The organism is Nocardioides sp. Soil777 (assembly GCF_001428425.1).
In the GTDB taxonomy this organism is placed as follows: Bacteria; Actinomycetota; Actinomycetes; order Propionibacteriales; family Nocardioidaceae; genus Nocardioides; species Nocardioides terrigena.
On sequence record NZ_LMSN01000012.1, the window covers coordinates 38,127 to 55,061 of the forward strand.

A 16,935-nucleotide genomic window follows, 5' to 3' on the forward strand; every position below is an offset into this window, starting at 1 on the left:
CTGCGTTGTCACCCATGAACGAACTTGAGTTGATCCGGCTCAACTTGTTTGTCAGACTCGCCGCAGGGCGGCAGGATGACGCCCACACCCAGACATTCCAGCTAACCAGCGGAGGTAACACCCCATGGCACGTGCCGTCGGCATCGACCTTGGTACGACGAACAGCGTGGTCGCCGTACTCGAAGGTGGCGAACCCACCGTCATCGCCAACGCAGAGGGCGCCCGCACCACCCCGTCGGTGGTCGCGTTCGCGAAGTCCGGTGAGGTCCTGGTCGGCGAGGTCGCCAAGCGCCAGGCCGTCACCAACGTCGACCGCACCATCCGGTCCGTCAAGCGCCACATGGGCGAGGACTGGAAGGTCGAGATCGACGACAAGTCCTTCACCCCGCAGCAGATCAGCGCCTTCGTGCTGCAGAAGCTCAAGCGCGACGCCGAGGCCTACCTCGGCGAGCCGGTGACCGACGCGGTCATCACCGTCCCGGCCTACTTCTCCGACTCGCAGCGCCAGGCGACCAAGGAGGCCGGCGAGATCGCGGGCCTCAACGTCAGCCGCATCGTCAACGAGCCCACCGCCGCGGCGCTGGCCTACGGCCTCGACAAGGGCGACGACCAGACGATCCTCGTCTTCGACCTCGGTGGCGGCACGTTCGACGTGTCCCTGCTCGAGATCGGCGAGGGCGTCGTCGAGGTCAAGGCGACCTCCGGTGACAACCACCTCGGTGGCGACGACTGGGACAACAAGATCGTCGAGTGGATGGTCACCAAGTTCAAGAACTCCAACGGCGTGGACCTGGCGGCCGACAAGATCGCCAAGCAGCGCCTGCAGGAGGCCGCGGAGAAGGCCAAGATCGAGCTGTCCTCCAGCTCCGAGACGACCATCCACCTGCCGTACATCACCCACGGCGAGGGCGGGCCGCTCCACTTCGAGGAGAAGCTGACCCGGTCCGAGTTCCAGAAGCTCACCGCCGACCTGCTCGCCCGCACCAAGGCGCCGTTCCAGAGCGTGCTCAAGGACGGCGGCGTCGAGGTCAGCAAGATCGACCACGTCGTGCTCGTCGGTGGCTCCACCCGGATGCCCGCCGTCAGCGAGCTGGTCACCGAGCTCCTCGGCGGCAAGCAGCCCAACAAGGGCGTCAACCCCGACGAGGTCGTCGCCATCGGCGCGGCGCTCCAGGCCGGTGTCCTCAAGGGCGAGGTCAAGGACGTGCTGCTGCTCGACGTGACCCCGCTGTCGCTGGGCATCGAGACCAAGGGCGGCGTCATGACCTCCCTGATCGAGCGCAACACCACGATCCCGACCAAGCGCAGCGAGATCTTCACGACGGCCGACGACAACCAGCCGTCCGTCGAGATCAAGGTCGCCCAGGGCGAGCGCCCGATGTGGGGCGAGAACCAGCCCCTCGGCAACTTCGAGCTCACCGGCCTGCCGCCGGCACCGCGCGGCATCCCGAAGATCGAGGTCACCTTCGACATCGACGCCAACGGCATCGTCCACGTGTCCGCCAAGGACCAGGCGTCGGGCCGCGAGCAGTCGATGACGATCTCCGGCGGCTCCGCGCTGTCCAAGGACGAGATCGACCGGATGGTCAAGGAGGCCGAGCAGTACGCCGAGGAGGACGCCAAGCGTCGCGAGGCCATCGAGGTCCGCAACCAGGCCGACTCGCTCGTCTACTCGACCGAGAAGTTCCTCACCGACAACGACGACAAGCTCCCCGAGGACGTCAAGACCGAGGTCAAGGCCGACGTCGAGTCCCTCAAGGAGCTGCTCGCCCGCGAGGACGCCTCGGCCGAGGAGCTGACCGCCGGCGTCTCCAAGCTCGGTGAGTCCAGCCAGAAGATGGGTGCGGCCATGTACGCCGCCGCGGACGCCGACCAGGCGGCTGCGGGTGGCACGTCCGAGGCGACCGGCGAGTCCGACGACGACGTCGTCGACGCCGAGATCGTCGACGAGCCCGCCGAGGGCACCGACACCGAGGGTGAGAACAAGTGACCTCTTCCGACGGATCCTTCGGGGACGCCGCGGGCGAGATGGCCAACGAGACCGAGGTCGAGGTGACGCCCCAGGGCGACGCCTCGGCCTCGGCCGGCGCCACCGGGTCCGGCACGCCGGACAGCACCGGCACCGGCTCCGGGACCGCGCCCGGCCATGCGCCGGGCGAGGACATCAGCGGCGTCGACAACTGGGTCGAGGAGGGTGGCCCCCTCGAGCCCCAGGACGTGGCCGACGTGGAGGGTGGCGCGGCCGACCCGCTCACCGCCGCCGAGACGGCGCTGGCCGAGCGGACCGTGGACCTGCAGCGGCTCCAGGCCGAGTTCCTCAACTACAAGCGCCGCGTCGACCGGGACCGCGACCTCATCGCCGAGAACGCGACGTACAAGGTCCTCAGCCCGATCATCGAGGTGCTCGACACCATCGACCGGGCCCGTGAGCACGGCGAGGTCGACGGCGGCTTCAAGTCAGTGGCCGACCAGCTCGAGCGGATCGTGGCGGGCCTCGGGCTCACCAAGTTCGGCGCGCCGGGCGATGCGTTCGACCCGACGGTCCACGAGGCGCTGAGCCACATCGGCGAGGATCCCGACGTGGAGGTGACCACCGCCAAGGTGGTGGCCAAGTCCGGCTACAAGATCGGCGACCGGGTGGTCCGCGCGGCACAGGTGCTCGTGGTCGACCCGGCCACGCCGACCGCGTGACGCACGCTCGACCGGCCCGGCGACTCCTGTCGCCGGGCCACCCGCACGACACACTCACGAGGCACGAGAGGAGGGGATGGCATGGCTGACAACGACGGCTTCCGCAACGACTGGGCGACCAAGGACTTCTACCAGGTCCTCGGCGTGGCCAAGGACGCGTCCGCCGACGACATCAAGAAGGCCTACCGCAAGCTCGCGCGGGCCAACCACCCCGACTCCAACCCCGGCGACTCCGCCAAGCACGACCGGTTCAAGGCCGTCGCCGAGGCCTACGACGTCGTCGGTGACGCCGACAAGCGCACCAAGTACGACGAGTTCCGCCGGCTCCAGTCCAGCGGCGGGTTCGGCGGCTTCGGCGGCGGTGCCGGTCAGCCCGGCGGCGGCTTCGGCGGCGGTGGCTTCGACATCAACGACCTGCTGCGCGACCGGGCGGGCGGGGGCGCCGGCGGCTTCGGCGACATGTTCGGCGACATCTTCCACCAGGGCGGCGGGGCACGCGCCCGCCAGCCCCGGCCGCGTCGCGGCACCGACGTCGAGACCACCGCCACCATCGGGTTCGTCGACGCCCTCGAGGGCGTCACGATCTCGCTGCGGCTGACCTCCGACGCGGCGTGCGCGACCTGCCAGGGCACCGGCGGCAAGCCGGGCACCCGACCGCACATCTGCCCCGAGTGCGAGGGCGCCGGATTCGTGGTCGCCAGCGCCGGTGGCGGGTTCTCGATGAACGAGACCTGCCCGGCCTGCGGCGGTCGCCAGCTGGTCTACGACGAGGCGTGCCCCACCTGCCACGGCACCGGCCACGGCACGTCGGCGCGCACGATCCAGGCCCGCATCCCCGCCGGCGTCAAGGACGGCCAGCGGATCCGCCTCAAGGGCAAGGGCACTCCCGGCGAGAGCGGGGGCCCGGCCGGCGACCTCTTCGTCAAGGTCAAGGTCTCCCCGCACCGCGTCTTCGGCCGCAAGGGCGACAACCTCACCATCGACGTGCCGGTCTCCTTCGACGAGGCCGCGCTCGGCGCCGAGGTCAAGGTGCCCACGCTCGGGGGCGCTCCGGTGACCCTGAAGCTGCCGCCCGGCACGCCCAACGGCCGCACCTTCCGGGTGCGCGGCAAGGGCGCGACCAAGGCCGATGGCTCGAAGGGCGACCTGCTCGCCACCGTCGAGGTGCACGTCCCCGCCACCCTCGACACCACTGCGCGGGAGGCGCTCGAGGCCTACCGGGCCGCCACGTCCGGCACCCCGCTCCGCACCCAGCTGTTCGAGGCGAGCTGACATGGTCTCCTCGATGGGCACCCCGTTCGGCAGCCCGTCCCCGGACATGGCCGTCTACGTCATCAGCGTGGCCGCCGAGCTGACCGGGCTGCACCCGCAGACCCTGCGGGCCTACGAGCGGATGGGCCTCATCACCCCCGGTCGCACCGGCGGCGGCGGCCGGCGCTACTCCCACCGCGACCTCGAGCTGCTGCGCGAGATCGCCGACCTGACCAGCGCGGGCATCGGCATCGAGGGCGTACGCCGCATCCTCCAGCTCGACAACCAGGTCACGGCGCTGCGGGCTCGCAACGACGAGCTCGCCGGCGAGCTCGCGGCGACCCGGGAGGCGCTGCGCCAGGCCCTCGCCGCCGCCCGGTCGTCGTCGCCCAACAAGCTCCCGGTGCTTCGCGGCCCCGACCCGGGCCAGTCGCTGATGGTCTGGCGCCGCTCGCGCTGAGCCAGGTCAGCGTCCGGCCAGGAACTCCTCCACCTCGGCGGCGGTGGGCGCCGTCGCCGGCCCCCGCCGCGTCACCTTGATCGCGGCGGCCGCGTTGGCGCGCCGGCAGGCGTCGACCCAGTCGCGCCCGGCTGCGACGTCGGCGACGAGCGCCCCGGTGTGCGTGTCGCCCGCGCCGTTGGTGTCGACCGCCTTCTGCGGGTAGCCCGGGAGCAGCGTCGTCTCGCCGCCCACCGTCACGGCGCACCCGTCCGGGCCGTCGCGCACGATGGTGACCGCCTCGCCCCGCAGAAGCGGCGCCAGCGCCCGCGCGGGCGCCACCATGGAGTCGGCGTCGTCGGCCAGCGGCCGGCCCAGCGCGGCGAGCAGGTCGGCGGCCTCCTCGGCGTTGCCCGACCACACGTCGGTGTGCTCCAGCATCGCGTCGCGGACCTCCGCCGGGAGGTGGGCAAAGGCCGCCCCGGGATCGAGTACGACGACCACGCCCGCGTCGAGGGTCGCGAGCCAGGCGAGCAGCGGGTCCCGCGTCTCGGGCAGCACCAGCGAGTAGCCGGTCACGCAGACCAGGTCACCCGCCACGGGGGCCGCGGTGGACAGCGACTCCACGCTGATCTCCCGCTCGGCGCCCAGGGTGGTCACGAAGGTCCGCTCGGCCGACGGCTCGACGAGCACCAGGCAGGTGGCGGTGTCGCGGGCGGTGATCGCCGGGGCCGAGAGCGCGACGTCCTCGGCGGCCAGCGAGGCCCGGACCAGGTCGCCGTTGGGCCCGGTCCCGTGGGCGCCGGCGTGCACGCAGGCGGCACCGAAGCGGGCCGCGGCGACGAGGACGCTGACCGAGCCCCCGGCGTACCGGGTGCTCGATCCGGCCATCACGTTCTGGCCGCGCCGCGGCAGCGACGGCACCTCCACGACCACGTCGACGAGCGCCTGGCCGGTGTGGATGACGCGCCTCACCCGAGGAGCCCTGCCGTGACTTCCGCGGTCGTGGCCAGGGTGATCTGCGGCGGGTAGAGCGACATCACGTCCAGGGCGGACCGGTGGTTGTCGGGCGTGGACCCGGCGCACGCGTCGGTGACGACGGTCAGCGTCGCCCCGGCGTCGGCCGCGGCCAGCGCGGTCGAGACGACGCAGCAGTCGGTCGAGACCCCGGCCACGACCAGGTGGGGGGTCTCGCCGGTGATCGCCACCAGGTCGGGCACCCACTTGCCGAAGGTGGTCGCGGTCACCACCGGCGCCTCGATGTCGCGCACCTCGTCGACGAGGTCGTAGAGGCGGTCGTCGGCCGGGACGCGGGCGAAGGGCCACGCGTCGAGGTACGGCGCCCAGCTGCCGCGGGCCGGGTCCGGCGCGACCCACCGGGTCAGGACGGTGCGGCCGACGTGGGCCGCGGCCAGCCGGTGCACCGGGTCGAGGATGGCGGGGAACATCGGCGACCCCCACGGGCTGTCGGGCGAGGCGAAGATGCGCTGCGGGTCGATCACGACCAGCCAGGTCTCGGGCATGGGCGTCACTCTCGCAGCCAGTGGCCGGGCCGGGCGAGGCCCCCGGGCAGCCGGGTGTCGTGGTCGCCACGCATGCCGTTGACCTGGGGCTGGGTGAGGAAGAGCGCGCCGTCCAGGGTCGCGCCCCGCACGTCGGTGTCGCGCACGTCGGCGCCCAGGAGGTCGGCCCCGGTGAGGTCGGCGCCCCGCAGGTCGGCCCCGATGAGCATCGCCCCGCGCAGGGCGGCACCCCGCAGGTCGGTCCCGCGGAGGTCGCGGCCGGCCAGGTCCTCGTGGGCGAGGTCGACCCGGTCCGCCCACCGCGCCCGCACGCGGGCGCTGGTCCGGGCCAGCACGTCCCCGACCTCGGCACGCAGCTGGTCGACGTCGAGCGCGAGCAGCTCGGTCGGGGTCTGCGCGACCAGCGCGCCGATCCGGTCGCGGAGGTCGCCCGTGACGCCGGCGACCCGGTCCTCGGCCTCGACGACGTGCCGGAGCATCTCGTGCAGCTGGCGCATCACCGACAGCACCGCGGCCATCTCGCCGAGGTTGTCGTGGTCGCGCCAGGACACCCCGCCGTACGTCACCTGCGAGACCTGCTGCCCGGCGCCGAAGCACTCGAAGACGGTGCACCCCGGCCAGCCGTCCTCGCGGAGGGTGGCGTGGATGCCGCAACGGTCGTCGGGCTGGAGGTGGTGGCACGGGGTGCCGCTCGCCTTGGTGACGCCGAAGCCCGACTCGCGGGAGAACGGCATCAGGACGCAGCACAGGCCGAAGCAGCTGCCGCAGTCCGCGCTCAGGACGGGAAGGTTCACCCCGCCATCATGGCGGGCGGCGTGGGCGTGGGGCTCAGCGGTAGAAGCCGTAGGCCATCGCGTGGGCGTTGACCACGGCGAGCACGGCGAACGTGCTGACGACCCATCGCTGGTCCGTGATGTGCGCCGCGAGCCACTTCATGCGATCGACGGTGGCACCGTGGCCGAAACGGTGTCGAGGGCGGTCGCGCGATCCGTCGTGGATTTACCCCATCGGGGGAGGGGTGGTCCGGACACGGTGCGCGTGCACCGGCTGCCAGGCGTCGTGCAGCGTGGTGATCAGGATCAGCAGCATCACGAAGAACAGCGTGGTGCTGATGTCGAGGTTGCCCCGGCCGAGGAGCGCCGAGGCGGCGACCACGAGCAACGAGTTGACGACCAGCCGGACGCCGAAGGAGACGAGCAGGCTCTCGATGCTGAACGACCGTCGCGCCGCCGCGAGGACCAGCGCGGCGTTGACCACCACGAAGGCCCCGGTGCCGAGGAAGAGCTCCAGGTTGCTCGCGTTGACGCCCGGCACGGTCTGGGCGAAGACGACCGAGAGCAGGCCCACGAGCACGACCTTCTCGGCGGTGACCCCGGAGCGCACATGGGTGGCGTCGGCGCGCCAGGCCGCGCGCTCGGCGGCGGTGTCCATCTCCTCCGGGAGCGGGTCGGGGCTCATGCGCAGCGCCCAGTCCGGCTCCGGCAGGCGCGGACGCACCACGAACCACAGCACGGCGGCGAGGACGACGAGCAGCGTGATGAGCAGCGGCCACGCCCAGTCGTACTCCTCGAGGGTGTCGGTCACGTCGAGCTGGGCCACGTGGATCCAGTACTCCTGCGGGAGCTTGATGAAGATCCAGATCAGGGCGGCCACGACGATCCACCAGCGGCGTACGAACCGCATGGGGTTCCACCTCGAGCGGACGGTCTCGTAGGCGATGAAGAAGTACTCGAAGGTGTTGGGGAAGATCAGCAGCAGGACCCGCGACTGGAGGAGCTCGAAGGCCACGACGCCGACGAGCCGGTAGAAGTACAGGAAGCGCCCCACCTGGAAGGCGCCGGGCGAGACCCAGTTGCGCAGCGTCGAGAGGTAGGCGATGGCGAGGTAGTAGACGTCCATCGCCTTGTCGTAGCCCTGGTAACCCGGCGGGTCGTAGCCGAACGCCTGGAAGATCGACTGGTCGACCCCGTCGACGACGAGGCAGCCGATGATGGCCGGCAGCGGGTAGCGCGGGATCGCCAGCGGCAGCAGGAAGCGCACACCCACGACGAGGACGAACAACCACTCCATGACGACGAGCATGGCGGGTGTCGCCGGTGCTGTCACCGGTCCGGGACCCTGGTCTGGTCACGGGTGCGCGGTGGAAGGTCGGCAGACTGGGGCCATGACCGGCACCTTCGTCGTGGCCGCGGTCGCCTTCGTGCGCGACGGCCACGTGCTCACCGTCCGCAAGCGCGGGACCAGCCGCTTCATGCTGCCGGGCGGCAAGCTGGAGCCAGGCGAGAGTGCGTACGACGCCGCGGTGCGCGAGATCCGCGAGGAGGTGGGCCTCGTGGTGGACGACCTCACGCTGCTCGGCGAGTTCACCGCGGACGCCGCCAACGAGCCGGGCCACCTCGTCGAGTCGACGGTGTACGTCGCGTCGTTGCCGCTCACGGCGAGCGGCGCAGGGGTCGAGCCGGCCGCGGCCGGTGAGATCGCGGAGCTCCGCTGGACCGCGCTGGCCGGGGAGCACGACGACCTGGCGCCGCTGCTCTCCGACCACGTGGTGCCGCGGCTGCTCCCGGGCTGAGGCCGGGCGGGCTCAGGCCGGCCGAGCTCAGGCCGGGGAGTGCATCCTCGGGTCCTTGAGGTCGAAGAACGCCTGCTCGCCGACCGAGAGGGAGTCCATCTCGGCCATCACCTCCTGCAGCTCCGGCGGGGGCTCCTTCTGCTCGCCGGCCCGGGCCTCGGCCTCCGACGTGAAGTAGATCGCCATCGTCCAGTCGCCGTCGTCGTGGTCGAGGAGGAGGGTGCCGAGGATGTCCGGGCGGAACTCCTGCCAGTCGGTGGGGTCGGTCGCCATCAGCTCGTGGCTTCGCGCCGGGTCCTTGGACCGTCCCTGCATCACCTGCACGAAGCCGGCGTCGGCGGGGTCTCCCGCCGTCTCGACGTCCACCGCCGTGCTGTTGCGGAACTCCGGCTCGGAGGTGAAGAGCGCCTCCATCTCCGCCCACCACGCCCCCTGCTCGGGACGGTTGCTGTTGTGCTGTGCCGCCTCCTCGGACTCGAAGCGTGCCAGCGCGACGAGGGTCCCGTCGTCGGTCACGCCGGCCGTGCTGCCGAGCCAGCCGTCGGCCCCGGGGGCCAGGTCCCGCACCCACTGGTCCAGCAGTCCGAGGACCGCGTCGCCGCTGCTCACCTGCCCCTGGAACACCTGCACGAACATGTCGTACCTCCCTGCTCGACGAGTCCCCGGCCGCCTCTCGACGCTACGCCCGCGACCGCCGGGCGGGTATCGCGCGAATGGGCCAACTTTCCAAAGTTGAGGGGAATCGACTCAACTCCTGGCGCGTTGGAACGAGTGGGACCACAGTGGTTCCACACCACGAGCGAGGAGAGTCGGAGTTGAGCCAGTTCGGCGCCGAGAAGTTCACCACCCGCAGCCGCGAGGTCATCGAGGCCGCACAGCTCGCCGCGACCACGGCGGGCAACACCCAGACCGAGCCCATCCACCTGCTCGTCGCCCTGCTCCGCCAGGAGGACGGCACCGCGCGCAACCTCGTCGGCAAGGCCGGGGTCGACGCCGCTGCCCTCACCGCCCGGGCCGAGCAGGCGATGCAGACCCTGCCCCGGGCCAGCGGGTCGACCGTCCAGCAGCCCGCCGCGAGCGCGTCGCTCACCCGGGTGCTGGCCAGCGCGCTGGACCTCGCCGCCGGCATGAAGGACGACTACGTCGCCACCGAGCACCTGCTCATCGCGACGGCCACCGTGGAGAGCAGCGCCAAGAAGCTCCTCACCGACGCCGGCCTCACCGAGTCCGGGATGCGCGAGGGGCTCACTGCCGTCCGCGGCAACCGGCGCGTGACGAGCCCGGAGGCCGAGTCGTCGTACGAGTCGCTCGAGAAGTACTCCGTCGACCTGACCCAGGCGGCCGAGGACGGTCGTCTCGACCCGGTCATCGGGCGGGACTCCGAGATCCGCCGGGTGATCCAGGTCCTCAGCCGGCGTACCAAGAACAACCCCGTGCTCATCGGTGAGCCCGGCGTCGGCAAGACCGCCGTCGTCGAGGGCCTCGCCCAGCGCGTCGTCGACGGCGACGTCCCGGACAGCCTCAAGGGCCGCCGGGTGCTCAGCCTCGACCTGGCCGCGATGGTGGCCGGCGCGAAGTACCGCGGCGAGTTCGAGGAGCGGCTCAAGGCCGTCCTCGAGGAGATCAAGGACGCCGGCGGGCAGGTCATCACCTTCATCGACGAGCTGCACACCGTCGTCGGCGCGGGTGCCGGTGGCGACTCCGCCATGGACGCCGGCAACATGCTCAAGCCGATGCTGGCCCGCGGCGAGCTGCACATGATCGGCGCGACCACGCTGGATGAATACCGCGAGCGCATCGAGAAGGACCCCGCGCTGGAGCGCCGCTTCCAGCAGGTCTTCGTCGGCGAGCCCAGCGTCGAGGACACCATCCAGATCCTGCGTGGCATCCAGGAGAAGTACGAGGCCCACCACGGCGTGCGGATCACCGACGCCGCGCTGGTCGCCGCCGCCACCCTCTCCGACCGCTACATCACCGGTCGCCAGCTGCCCGACAAGGCCATCGACCTCATCGACGAGGCGTCGTCGCGGCTGCGGATGGAGCACGAGTCCTCCCCGGAGGAGATCGACCAGCTCCGCCGCCAGGTCGACCGGCTCAAGATGGAGGAGTTCGCGCTCGAGAAGGAGACCGACGACGCGTCCCGCGAGCGGCTCGCCGCCCTCAAGGCCGACCTGGCCGACAAGGAGGAGGAGCTGCGCGGGCTCGAGGCCCGCTGGGAGCGGGAGAAGTCCACGCTCGAGGGCGAGGGCGAGCTCCGTCGCCAGCTCGACGCACTGCGCATCGAGGCCGACAAGCTGCTCCGCGAGGGCGACCTCGCCGGCGCCAGCAAGATCAACTACGAGTCGATCCCGGCGCTGGAGCAGCAGATCGCGACCGCCGAGTCCGGTGAGCTCGCCCAGAGCGAGAAGCTCGTCGGCGAGGAGGTGGGCGCCGAGCAGATCGCCGACGTCGTGGAGGCCTGGACCGGCATCCCGACCGGCCGGCTGCTCCAGGGCGAGACCGCCAAGCTGCTCGAGATGGAGTCGGTGATCGGCGAGCGGCTGATCGGCCAGCGCGACGCGGTGACCGCGGTGAGCGACGCCGTACGCCGCTCGCGCGCCGGCATCGCCGACCCCCACCGTCCGACCGGGTCGTTCCTCTTCCTGGGCCCGACCGGCACCGGCAAGACCGAGCTGGCCAAGTCGCTGGCCGACTTCCTCTTCGACGACGAGCGGGCGATTGTCCGCATCGACATGAGCGAGTACGGCGAGAAGCACTCCGTCTCGCGTCTCGTCGGCGCCCCTCCCGGCTACGTCGGCTACGACGAGGGCGGGCAGCTCACCGAGGCGGTGCGCCGGCGCCCCTACAGCGTCGTGCTGCTCGACGAGGTGGAGAAGGCGCACCCGGAGGTCTTCGACATCCTGCTGCAGGTGCTCGACGACGGCCGGCTCACCGACGGCCAGGGCCGCACGGTCGACTTCCGCAACACGCTGCTGATCCTCACCAGCAACCTCGGGTCGTCCTACCTCGTGGACCCGTCGCTGTCGCCGGAGTCCAAGAAGGACGCCGTGATGGGCGTCGTGCGCTCGTCGTTCAAGCCGGAGTTCCTCAACCGGCTCGACGAGATCGTCATGTTCGACGCGCTCACCAAGGACGACCTCGCGCACATCGTCGACCTGCAGCTGACGCTGCTGGAGAAGCGCCTCGCCGTCCGCCGGATCACCATCCACGTCACCGACGCGGCGCGCGCCTGGCTCGCGGACACCGGCTACGACCCGGCGTACGGCGCCCGCCCGCTGCGCCGCCTGATCCAGTCGGCCATCGGCGACCCGCTCGCCCGCCTGCTCATCGGTGGCGACGTCACCGACGGGGGCTCGGTGACGGTGGACGTCGGGGAGGACGGGCTCGTCCTGCGCTGATCCGACCCCTTGCGGCAGAGTCCCCGCTCAGGCGGGGACTCTGTCACCGGGTGACCGTTGCAACGGTCACAGGGTGACGGACTCGCCGACGAAGTGACGCGAGGGTCGTACGACGCCGCGCGGGGGCCCGGCGATCCTCAGCCGGCGATCAGGCGACTGCGCGATGCTGTGTCCCGTGAGTGACACGTCGACTGCAGACGCCCGTCCGTGGTGGCGGCTCCGGGACACCCCTGTGCCCGGCGGCGTGCCCGAGCTGGCCCGCGCCCTCCTCTGGTTCGAGCTGGCGATCGTGCTGCTCGTGTCGCTGGGGCGCTCGGCGGTCTACTCGGTCGTCAGCATCGTGTCCGCACTGACCGCGCCGGGTCCGCTGTCCTCGCAGGCGGCCAACCTCAACAACTCCCTCGCCCCCGACCGGCCGTGGCTGGACCTGACCTACCAGCTGCTGCGCATCGGCTTCGCCCTCGTGCCGGTCGCGCTGGCGGCGTACCTCCTGGTCCGCTCGGGCACCCGCGTGCGTGAGGTCTGGGCCCGCGGCGGGCGCTGGGCGACGTGGGGCGACCTGGGTCGCGGCGCCTGGCTGGCCCTCGGTGTCGGCACCGTCGGCGTCGTGTTCTACATCGCGACCTTCACCCTGGGCACCAACCTGACGGTCGTCGCCCAGTCGCTGCCGGGCGAGTGGTGGCAGGTGCCGGTGCTGGTGCTCGCGGCCGCCGAGAACGCGGTGCTCGAGGAGCTCGTGGTCCTCGGCTTCGTGCAGGTGCGCCTGCGCCAGCTCGGCTTCGGCGACTCGGCGGCGATCGGCCTCGCCGCGCTGCTGCGGGGCAGCTACCACCTCTACCAGGGCCTCGGCGGTTTCGTCGGCAACCTCGCGATGGGCCTGCTGTTCGGCTGGCTCTTCCGCCGCTGGGGACGGGTGATGCCGTTCGTGGTCGCCCACACGCTGCTCGACGTCGGCGCGTTCGTCGGGTACGCCGCCCTGGCCGGGCGGGTCGACTGGCTGCCGACCCTCTAGTCCCGACGCCGCGAGAGCCAGCCGCCGCCCCACAGCGCCCAGAGCACCAGCACCGGCTGGAAGAACAGCCGGACGAAGCGGGCCCGGTCGGAGTCCAGCCCGAAGGCGTCGACCCCCTCGACGTACTGCGCGACGTTGCCGGGGAAGATCGCCACGAAGAACGCAGCGAGCAGCCCGCCGACCAGGCGCCGGCGCTGCGGCAGGGCGATGAACGCGGCGCCGAGCCCGATCTCCACCATCCCGGAGGCGACGACGGTGAAGTCCTCGTCCAGCGGGAACCACGAGGGCACCTGTGCCCGGAACTCCTCGCGCTGGGTGGTCAGGTGGAGCACGCCGGCGCCCACCATCGCCGTGCCGAGCAGGAGACGGGCGGCCGTGCTTGCAGTGCTCATGCGTGCAGCCTAGGGGGATCCGGTCGGGGTAGTCCGTGACGAACGGACCCCGAGAAGTCGGTGCGAGGGGTCCGATCGTCACGGACTACCCCAGCAGGACCGGGGGCAGCGGCAGGACCGCACCCGGGTTCATCAGCCCGGCGGGGTCGATCGCGTCCTTCACGGCCCGCATCAGCGCGACCTCGACGTCGCTCTTGTACGCCGCCGCGGCGGCCGCCTTGGACTTCCCCAGGCCGTGCTCGGCGCTGATGCTCCCGGTGAGCTCGGCGACCGAGGCGTTGACGACGTCGGACAGGGCGGCGGCGTGGGTGAGGAACTCCTCCGACGTCAGGTGCTCGGGCCGCGAGAGGTTGTAGTGCAGGTTGCCGTCACCCACGTGGCCGTAGACGAAGAGCCGGGTGCCGGGCAGGTGCGCCTCGATCGCCGGGCCGGTGCGGGCGACGAAGTCGGCCAGCGCGGTGATCGGGACCGACACGTCGTGCTTGACCGTCGGCCCGTGGACCTCCTGGGCCTCCGACACCCGCTCCCGCAATGCCCACAGTCCGGAGCGCTGGGCGGGGGAGCCCGCGATCGCGGCGTCGAGGACGAGCCCGGCCTCGACCGCTTCGCCGAGGGCGGCCTCCAGCGGGGTGGCGACGTCGGCGCCGGCGGGCCCGGCGAGCTCGACCAGGCCGTACCACTCCGACGACGTCGAGAGCGGGTCGGTGAGCCCTGCCGCGACGACGAGGTCGCGCGCCGGGCGCGACACCAGCTCCCACGTGGTCAGCCGGTCGCCCCCGTGGTCGCGCAGCACGCCGAGGAGCTCGGCCGCGGCGGCCACGTCGCGCAGCGCGACCCAGGCCGTGGCCCGAGACGGGGTCGCCGGCTGGATCGTCAGCACCGCGGCGGTCACCACGCCGAGGGTGCCCTCGGCGCCGATGAAGAGCTGCTTGAGGTCGTAGCCGGTGTTGTCCTTGCGCAGCGACCGCAGCCCGTCCCACACCCGCCCGTCGGGCAGCACGACCTCGAGCCCGAGCACCTGGCTGCGCATCATCCCGTAGCGCAGGACCGCGGTGCCGCCGGCGTTGGTGGAGATGTTGCCGCCGATGGTGCAGCTGCCCTGGGAGCCGAGCGTCAGCGGGAACAACCGGTCCACGCCCGCGGCGGCGGCCTGCACGTCGGCCAGCACGCAGCCGGACTCGACGGTGATCGTCCCGCCCACCGCGTCGACCTCGCGCACGGCGCGCATCCGGCCCAGCGACAGGATGACCTGCGAGCCCGAGTCGTCGGGCACCGCCCCGCCGCTCATCCCGGTGTTGCCGCCCTGCGGCACCACCGCCACGCCCGCGGCGTGGGTGGCGGCCAGCACGGCGGCGACCTCGGCGGTGCTGCCGGGGCGTACGACGGCCAGCGGGCGTCCGCTGTAGGCACCGCGCCAGTCCGTGTCGTACGCCGCGAGGTCGGCCGGGTCGGTCAGCACGTGGGTGTCTCCCACGGCGGAGCGCAGCTCGGTCAGCAGGTCGACGAGCAGCGGGGTGGGTGCGTCGGTCATGGCTCTCCTGGGAGGTGTGGTGGGTCAGCCGAGCAGGACGGCGATGAGCAGGGCCACCGGCAACGATGCCAGTGTGGTCACGAGGATGGTCTCCCGCGCCACGTCCTCACCGGTCCGGTAGCGGGTCGCGTGCAGGAAGATGTTCTGCGCGGTCGGCAGCGCCGCGGTGATCACCACGCCGAGCAGCACCCGCCCGTCGAGCCCGAGCGCGGAGCCCACGGCCCAGGCGACGACCGGCATCACGCCCAGCTTGAGGACGGTCGCGACCAGCACCTCACGGTTGTGGCCGGCCTTGCCGGGCCACGGGCTCAGCCGCAGCGCCGCGCCGTACGACAGCAGCATCGCCGGGATCGCGAGCCCGGCCAGCAGCTCGATGGGCGACGCCACGATCCGCGGCAGCTCCCACCCGGTCAGGGCGAGCACGACGCCGAGCAGTGCCGCGACGGTGAGCGGGTTGGTGGTGAGCCGCTTGACGACGGCCAGCGTCCCCGAGCCCCTCCCGGTCAGCCGGTCGAGCACGACGAGCGCGGCCGGCTGCACGACCAGCATCTGCACCAGCAGGGTGGGCACGACGACGGTCGTGTCGCCGACGACGAAAGCCGCGACGGCGATGCCGAGGTTGCCGGCGTTGACGTACGACGACGCCAGCGCGCCGATGAGCACCGAGCCGGTCCCGAGCCCGCGGCGCCACCGCGCCCACGCGGCGTACAGCAGGAAGCAGGTGGCCAGGGAGGCCGCCGACGCCGCGAGGTTGGCGACCGCGCCGCCGATCTCGACCTCGCTGATCACCACGATCATCAGGGCGGGGGAGGCGACGAAGAAGGCCACCTCGCCCAGGGTGCGCTGGGAGCGCGCGTCGAGCACGCCGGTGTGGGCGAGCGCGGCGCCGCAGGCGATCACCACGAGGATCGTGACGAAGCCGATCAGGAGGTCCACGAGTGCTCCTGGTGCCGGGCGGGCGTGGTGACGGCGAGGCTCAGCGCGGGGCCGGTGTCTCGTGGGGCAGTGACGCCACGGCGCACCCGAGCCAGAGCAGCAGGACAACCTCGAGGACGGGGTTCATCCGCCGGCGGGGTGTCTCGGTGCTCGTCGCAGGACTCGGCTCGGGGCTCACCACGACGTCCATCCAACACCGTCGGCCGACGCATGGCGCGATGCCCAGGGGGCAATGGACGTCGGCGGACGGCCCCGGCGAGGATGGTGGGGTGACCCAGCCTCGAGTCGTCCGTGTCGGCCCCCTGATGCCCTTCCTGGAGGAGGCGCTGATCCGTGAGTACGACGCCCCGTCGCTCGCCGACGTCGGCTCCGCGACCGCGGGTCTCGAGGTCGCCGTGGCCGGCGGCGGCACGCTGGTCGGCGCCGCGGAGATGGACGCGCTGCCCGACCTGCGCGCGGTGACCAACTTCGGCGTCGGCTACGACAACGTCGACGTCGAGGAGGCCACCCGCCGCGGGATCGTCGTCTCCAACACCCCCGACGTGCTGACCGACGCCGTGGCCGACCTGTCGGTCGCGCTCGTGCTGGACGTGATGCGCCAGGTGAGTGCCTCGGAGCGGTGGCTGCGCCGGGGCGAGTGGGCCTCGGGCGGCAGGTTCCCGCTGACCCGCGACGTGCGCGGTGCGACCGTCGGCATCCTCGGCCTGGGCCGGATCGGCCACGCGGTGGCCGAGCGGCTGGTGGCCTTCGGCGCGATCATCGCCTACCACTCGCGCAGCCCCAAGGACGTGTCGTGGGCCTACCACGACAGCCCGCTCGCGCTGGCCGGGGCGAGCGACGTGCTGGTCGTGCTGACCCCCGGAGGGGCCGGCACCGAGCACCTCGTCGACGCGGCGGTCCTCGACGCGCTGGGGCCGGAGGGCTACCTCGTCAACGTCGCCCGCGGCTCGGTGGTCGACGAGGACGCGCTGGTCGCCGCCCTCGAGGCCGGCCGGATCGCCGGGGCCGGGCTCGACGTCTTCGCCGACGAGCCGCACGTCCCCGCCGCGCTGCTCGAGCGCGAGGACGTCGTGCTCCTGCCGCACGTCGGCAGCGCCACCGTGCAGACCCGCGAGGCCATGGCCCGGCTGGTGCTCGACAACGTCGCCGCGTTCGTCGGGAAGGGTGAGCTCGTCACGCCCGTCGCCTGA

The 16,935-nt window shown here is 72.3% G+C and carries 16 protein-coding genes; 8 read left to right on the forward strand and 8 right to left on the reverse strand.

Annotated features, from left to right (window positions below):
• The first annotated feature begins 124 nt into the window (after positions 1 to 124).
• The 4 genes from dnaK (at position 125) to ASG88_RS07645 (ending at position 4,402) form a co-directional block, all read left to right on the forward strand.
• The gene (dnaK, locus tag ASG88_RS07630; RefSeq protein WP_056886835.1) at positions 125 to 1,990 is read left to right on the forward strand and encodes a molecular chaperone DnaK; all 1,866 of its coding nucleotides are present in this window, start codon (positions 125 to 127) and stop codon (positions 1,988 to 1,990) included.
• Positions 1,987 to 2,691: a nucleotide exchange factor GrpE gene (gene grpE / locus ASG88_RS07635; RefSeq protein ID WP_235534769.1), complete on the forward strand. Its 705-nt coding sequence runs from the start codon at positions 1,987 to 1,989 to the stop codon at positions 2,689 to 2,691. The genes dnaK and grpE overlap by 4 nt, the downstream gene beginning before the upstream one ends.
• A gap of 81 nt (positions 2,692 to 2,772) precedes the next feature.
• Entirely contained in the window at positions 2,773 to 3,963 is a 1,191-nt protein-coding gene (dnaJ, locus tag ASG88_RS07640) for a molecular chaperone DnaJ (protein ID WP_056886836.1), read from the forward strand.
• A 13-nt stretch (positions 3,964 to 3,976) separates the two neighbouring features.
• Positions 3,977 to 4,402: a heat shock protein transcriptional repressor HspR gene (locus tag ASG88_RS07645; protein ID WP_056887384.1), complete on the forward strand. Its 426-nt coding sequence runs from the start codon at positions 3,977 to 3,979 to the stop codon at positions 4,400 to 4,402.
• 6 nt (positions 4,403 to 4,408) lie between these two features.
• Here ASG88_RS07645 and ASG88_RS07650 read toward each other — a convergent pair whose 3' ends face one another.
• The 4 genes from ASG88_RS07650 to ASG88_RS07665 form a co-directional block, all read right to left on the reverse strand.
• Positions 4,409 to 5,356, reverse strand: a complete 948-nt coding sequence (locus tag ASG88_RS07650) for a PfkB family carbohydrate kinase (RefSeq protein WP_056886837.1) — start codon at positions 5,354 to 5,356, stop codon at positions 4,409 to 4,411.
• Complete coding sequence (locus ASG88_RS07655; RefSeq protein WP_056886838.1) at positions 5,353 to 5,904, reverse strand: cysteine hydrolase family protein; 552 nt, start codon at positions 5,902 to 5,904, stop codon at positions 5,353 to 5,355. The genes ASG88_RS07650 and ASG88_RS07655 overlap by 4 nt, the downstream gene beginning before the upstream one ends.
• Positions 5,905 to 5,909: 5 nt before the next feature.
• Positions 5,910 to 6,698: a pentapeptide repeat-containing protein gene (locus tag ASG88_RS07660; RefSeq protein WP_056886839.1), complete on the reverse strand. Its 789-nt coding sequence runs from the start codon at positions 6,696 to 6,698 to the stop codon at positions 5,910 to 5,912.
• 205 nt (positions 6,699 to 6,903) lie between these two features.
• Positions 6,904 to 7,974, reverse strand: a complete 1,071-nt coding sequence (locus tag ASG88_RS07665) for a hypothetical protein (RefSeq protein WP_200956392.1) — start codon at positions 7,972 to 7,974, stop codon at positions 6,904 to 6,906.
• Between the two features lie 94 nt (positions 7,975 to 8,068).
• Between ASG88_RS07665 and ASG88_RS07670 the strand changes: the two genes are divergently transcribed.
• Positions 8,069 to 8,476: an NUDIX hydrolase gene (locus ASG88_RS07670; protein WP_056886841.1), complete on the forward strand. Its 408-nt coding sequence runs from the start codon at positions 8,069 to 8,071 to the stop codon at positions 8,474 to 8,476.
• Positions 8,477 to 8,503: 27 nt separating this feature from the next.
• On the opposite strand, the gene ASG88_RS07675 is transcribed toward ASG88_RS07670, so the two are convergent.
• Positions 8,504 to 9,112 carry a hypothetical protein gene (locus ASG88_RS07675; protein ID WP_056886842.1) on the reverse strand — a complete coding sequence of 203 codons (609 nt, stop codon included), beginning with the start codon at positions 9,110 to 9,112 and terminating at the stop codon, positions 8,504 to 8,506.
• Positions 9,113 to 9,291: 179 nt separating this feature from the next.
• Here ASG88_RS07675 and clpB point away from each other — a divergent pair, with 179 nt between their 5' ends.
• Together clpB and ASG88_RS07685 are read left to right on the forward strand one after the other, a co-directional pair.
• Positions 9,292 to 11,874 (forward strand): ATP-dependent chaperone ClpB, encoded by a 2,583-nt coding sequence (gene clpB / locus ASG88_RS07680; protein ID WP_056886843.1) that lies wholly within the window; start codon positions 9,292 to 9,294, stop codon positions 11,872 to 11,874.
• A gap of 175 nt (positions 11,875 to 12,049) precedes the next feature.
• Positions 12,050 to 12,886, forward strand: coding sequence for a CPBP family intramembrane glutamic endopeptidase (locus ASG88_RS07685; protein ID WP_235534770.1), 837 nt, complete (start codon positions 12,050 to 12,052; stop codon positions 12,884 to 12,886).
• On the opposite strand, the gene ASG88_RS07690 is transcribed toward ASG88_RS07685, so the two are convergent.
• The 3 genes from ASG88_RS07690 to ASG88_RS07700 all read right to left on the reverse strand — a co-directional run bounded on the left by ASG88_RS07690 (position 12,883) and on the right by ASG88_RS07700 (position 15,745).
• Positions 12,883 to 13,278: a hypothetical protein gene (locus tag ASG88_RS07690; RefSeq protein ID WP_056886845.1), complete on the reverse strand. Its 396-nt coding sequence runs from the start codon at positions 13,276 to 13,278 to the stop codon at positions 12,883 to 12,885. The genes ASG88_RS07685 and ASG88_RS07690 overlap by 4 nt on opposite strands.
• Positions 13,279 to 13,363: 85 nt before the next feature.
• On the reverse strand, positions 13,364 to 14,809 hold the full coding sequence (locus tag ASG88_RS07695; protein ID WP_056886846.1) for an FAD-binding oxidoreductase: 1,446 nt from the start codon (positions 14,807 to 14,809) through the stop codon (positions 13,364 to 13,366).
• Positions 14,810 to 14,833: 24 nt separating this feature from the next.
• Positions 14,834 to 15,745, reverse strand: a complete 912-nt coding sequence (locus ASG88_RS07700) for an AEC family transporter (RefSeq protein WP_056886847.1) — start codon at positions 15,743 to 15,745, stop codon at positions 14,834 to 14,836.
• A gap of 269 nt (positions 15,746 to 16,014) precedes the next feature.
• Between ASG88_RS07700 and ASG88_RS07705 the strand changes: the two genes are divergently transcribed.
• Positions 16,015 to 16,935, forward strand: coding sequence for a 2-hydroxyacid dehydrogenase (locus tag ASG88_RS07705; protein ID WP_235534771.1), 921 nt, complete (start codon positions 16,015 to 16,017; stop codon positions 16,933 to 16,935).

Bases quoted from the DNA above. Each gene is read 5' to 3' on its own strand.
- dnaK (WP_056886835.1), top strand. From the start codon at position 125: ATGGCACGTGCCGTCGGCATCGACCTTGGTACGACGAACAGCGTGGTC.
- dnaJ (WP_056886836.1), top strand. From the start codon at position 2,773: ATGGCTGACAACGACGGCTTCCGCAACGACTGGGCGACCAAGGACTTC.
- ASG88_RS07645 (WP_056887384.1), top strand. From the start codon at position 3,977: ATGGGCACCCCGTTCGGCAGCCCGTCCCCGGACATGGCCGTCTACGTC.
- ASG88_RS07655 (WP_056886838.1), bottom strand. From the start codon at position 5,904: ATGCCCGAGACCTGGCTGGTCGTGATCGACCCGCAGCGCATCTTCGCC.
- ASG88_RS07665 (WP_200956392.1), bottom strand. From the start codon at position 7,974: ATGGAGTGGTTGTTCGTCCTCGTCGTGGGTGTGCGCTTCCTGCTGCCG.
- ASG88_RS07670 (WP_056886841.1), top strand. From the start codon at position 8,069: ATGACCGGCACCTTCGTCGTGGCCGCGGTCGCCTTCGTGCGCGACGGC.
- ASG88_RS07675 (WP_056886842.1), bottom strand. From the start codon at position 9,112: ATGTTCGTGCAGGTGTTCCAGGGGCAGGTGAGCAGCGGCGACGCGGTC.
- ASG88_RS07690 (WP_056886845.1), bottom strand. From the start codon at position 13,278: ATGAGCACTGCAAGCACGGCCGCCCGTCTCCTGCTCGGCACGGCGATG.
- ASG88_RS07695 (WP_056886846.1), bottom strand. From the start codon at position 14,809: ATGACCGACGCACCCACCCCGCTGCTCGTCGACCTGCTGACCGAGCTG.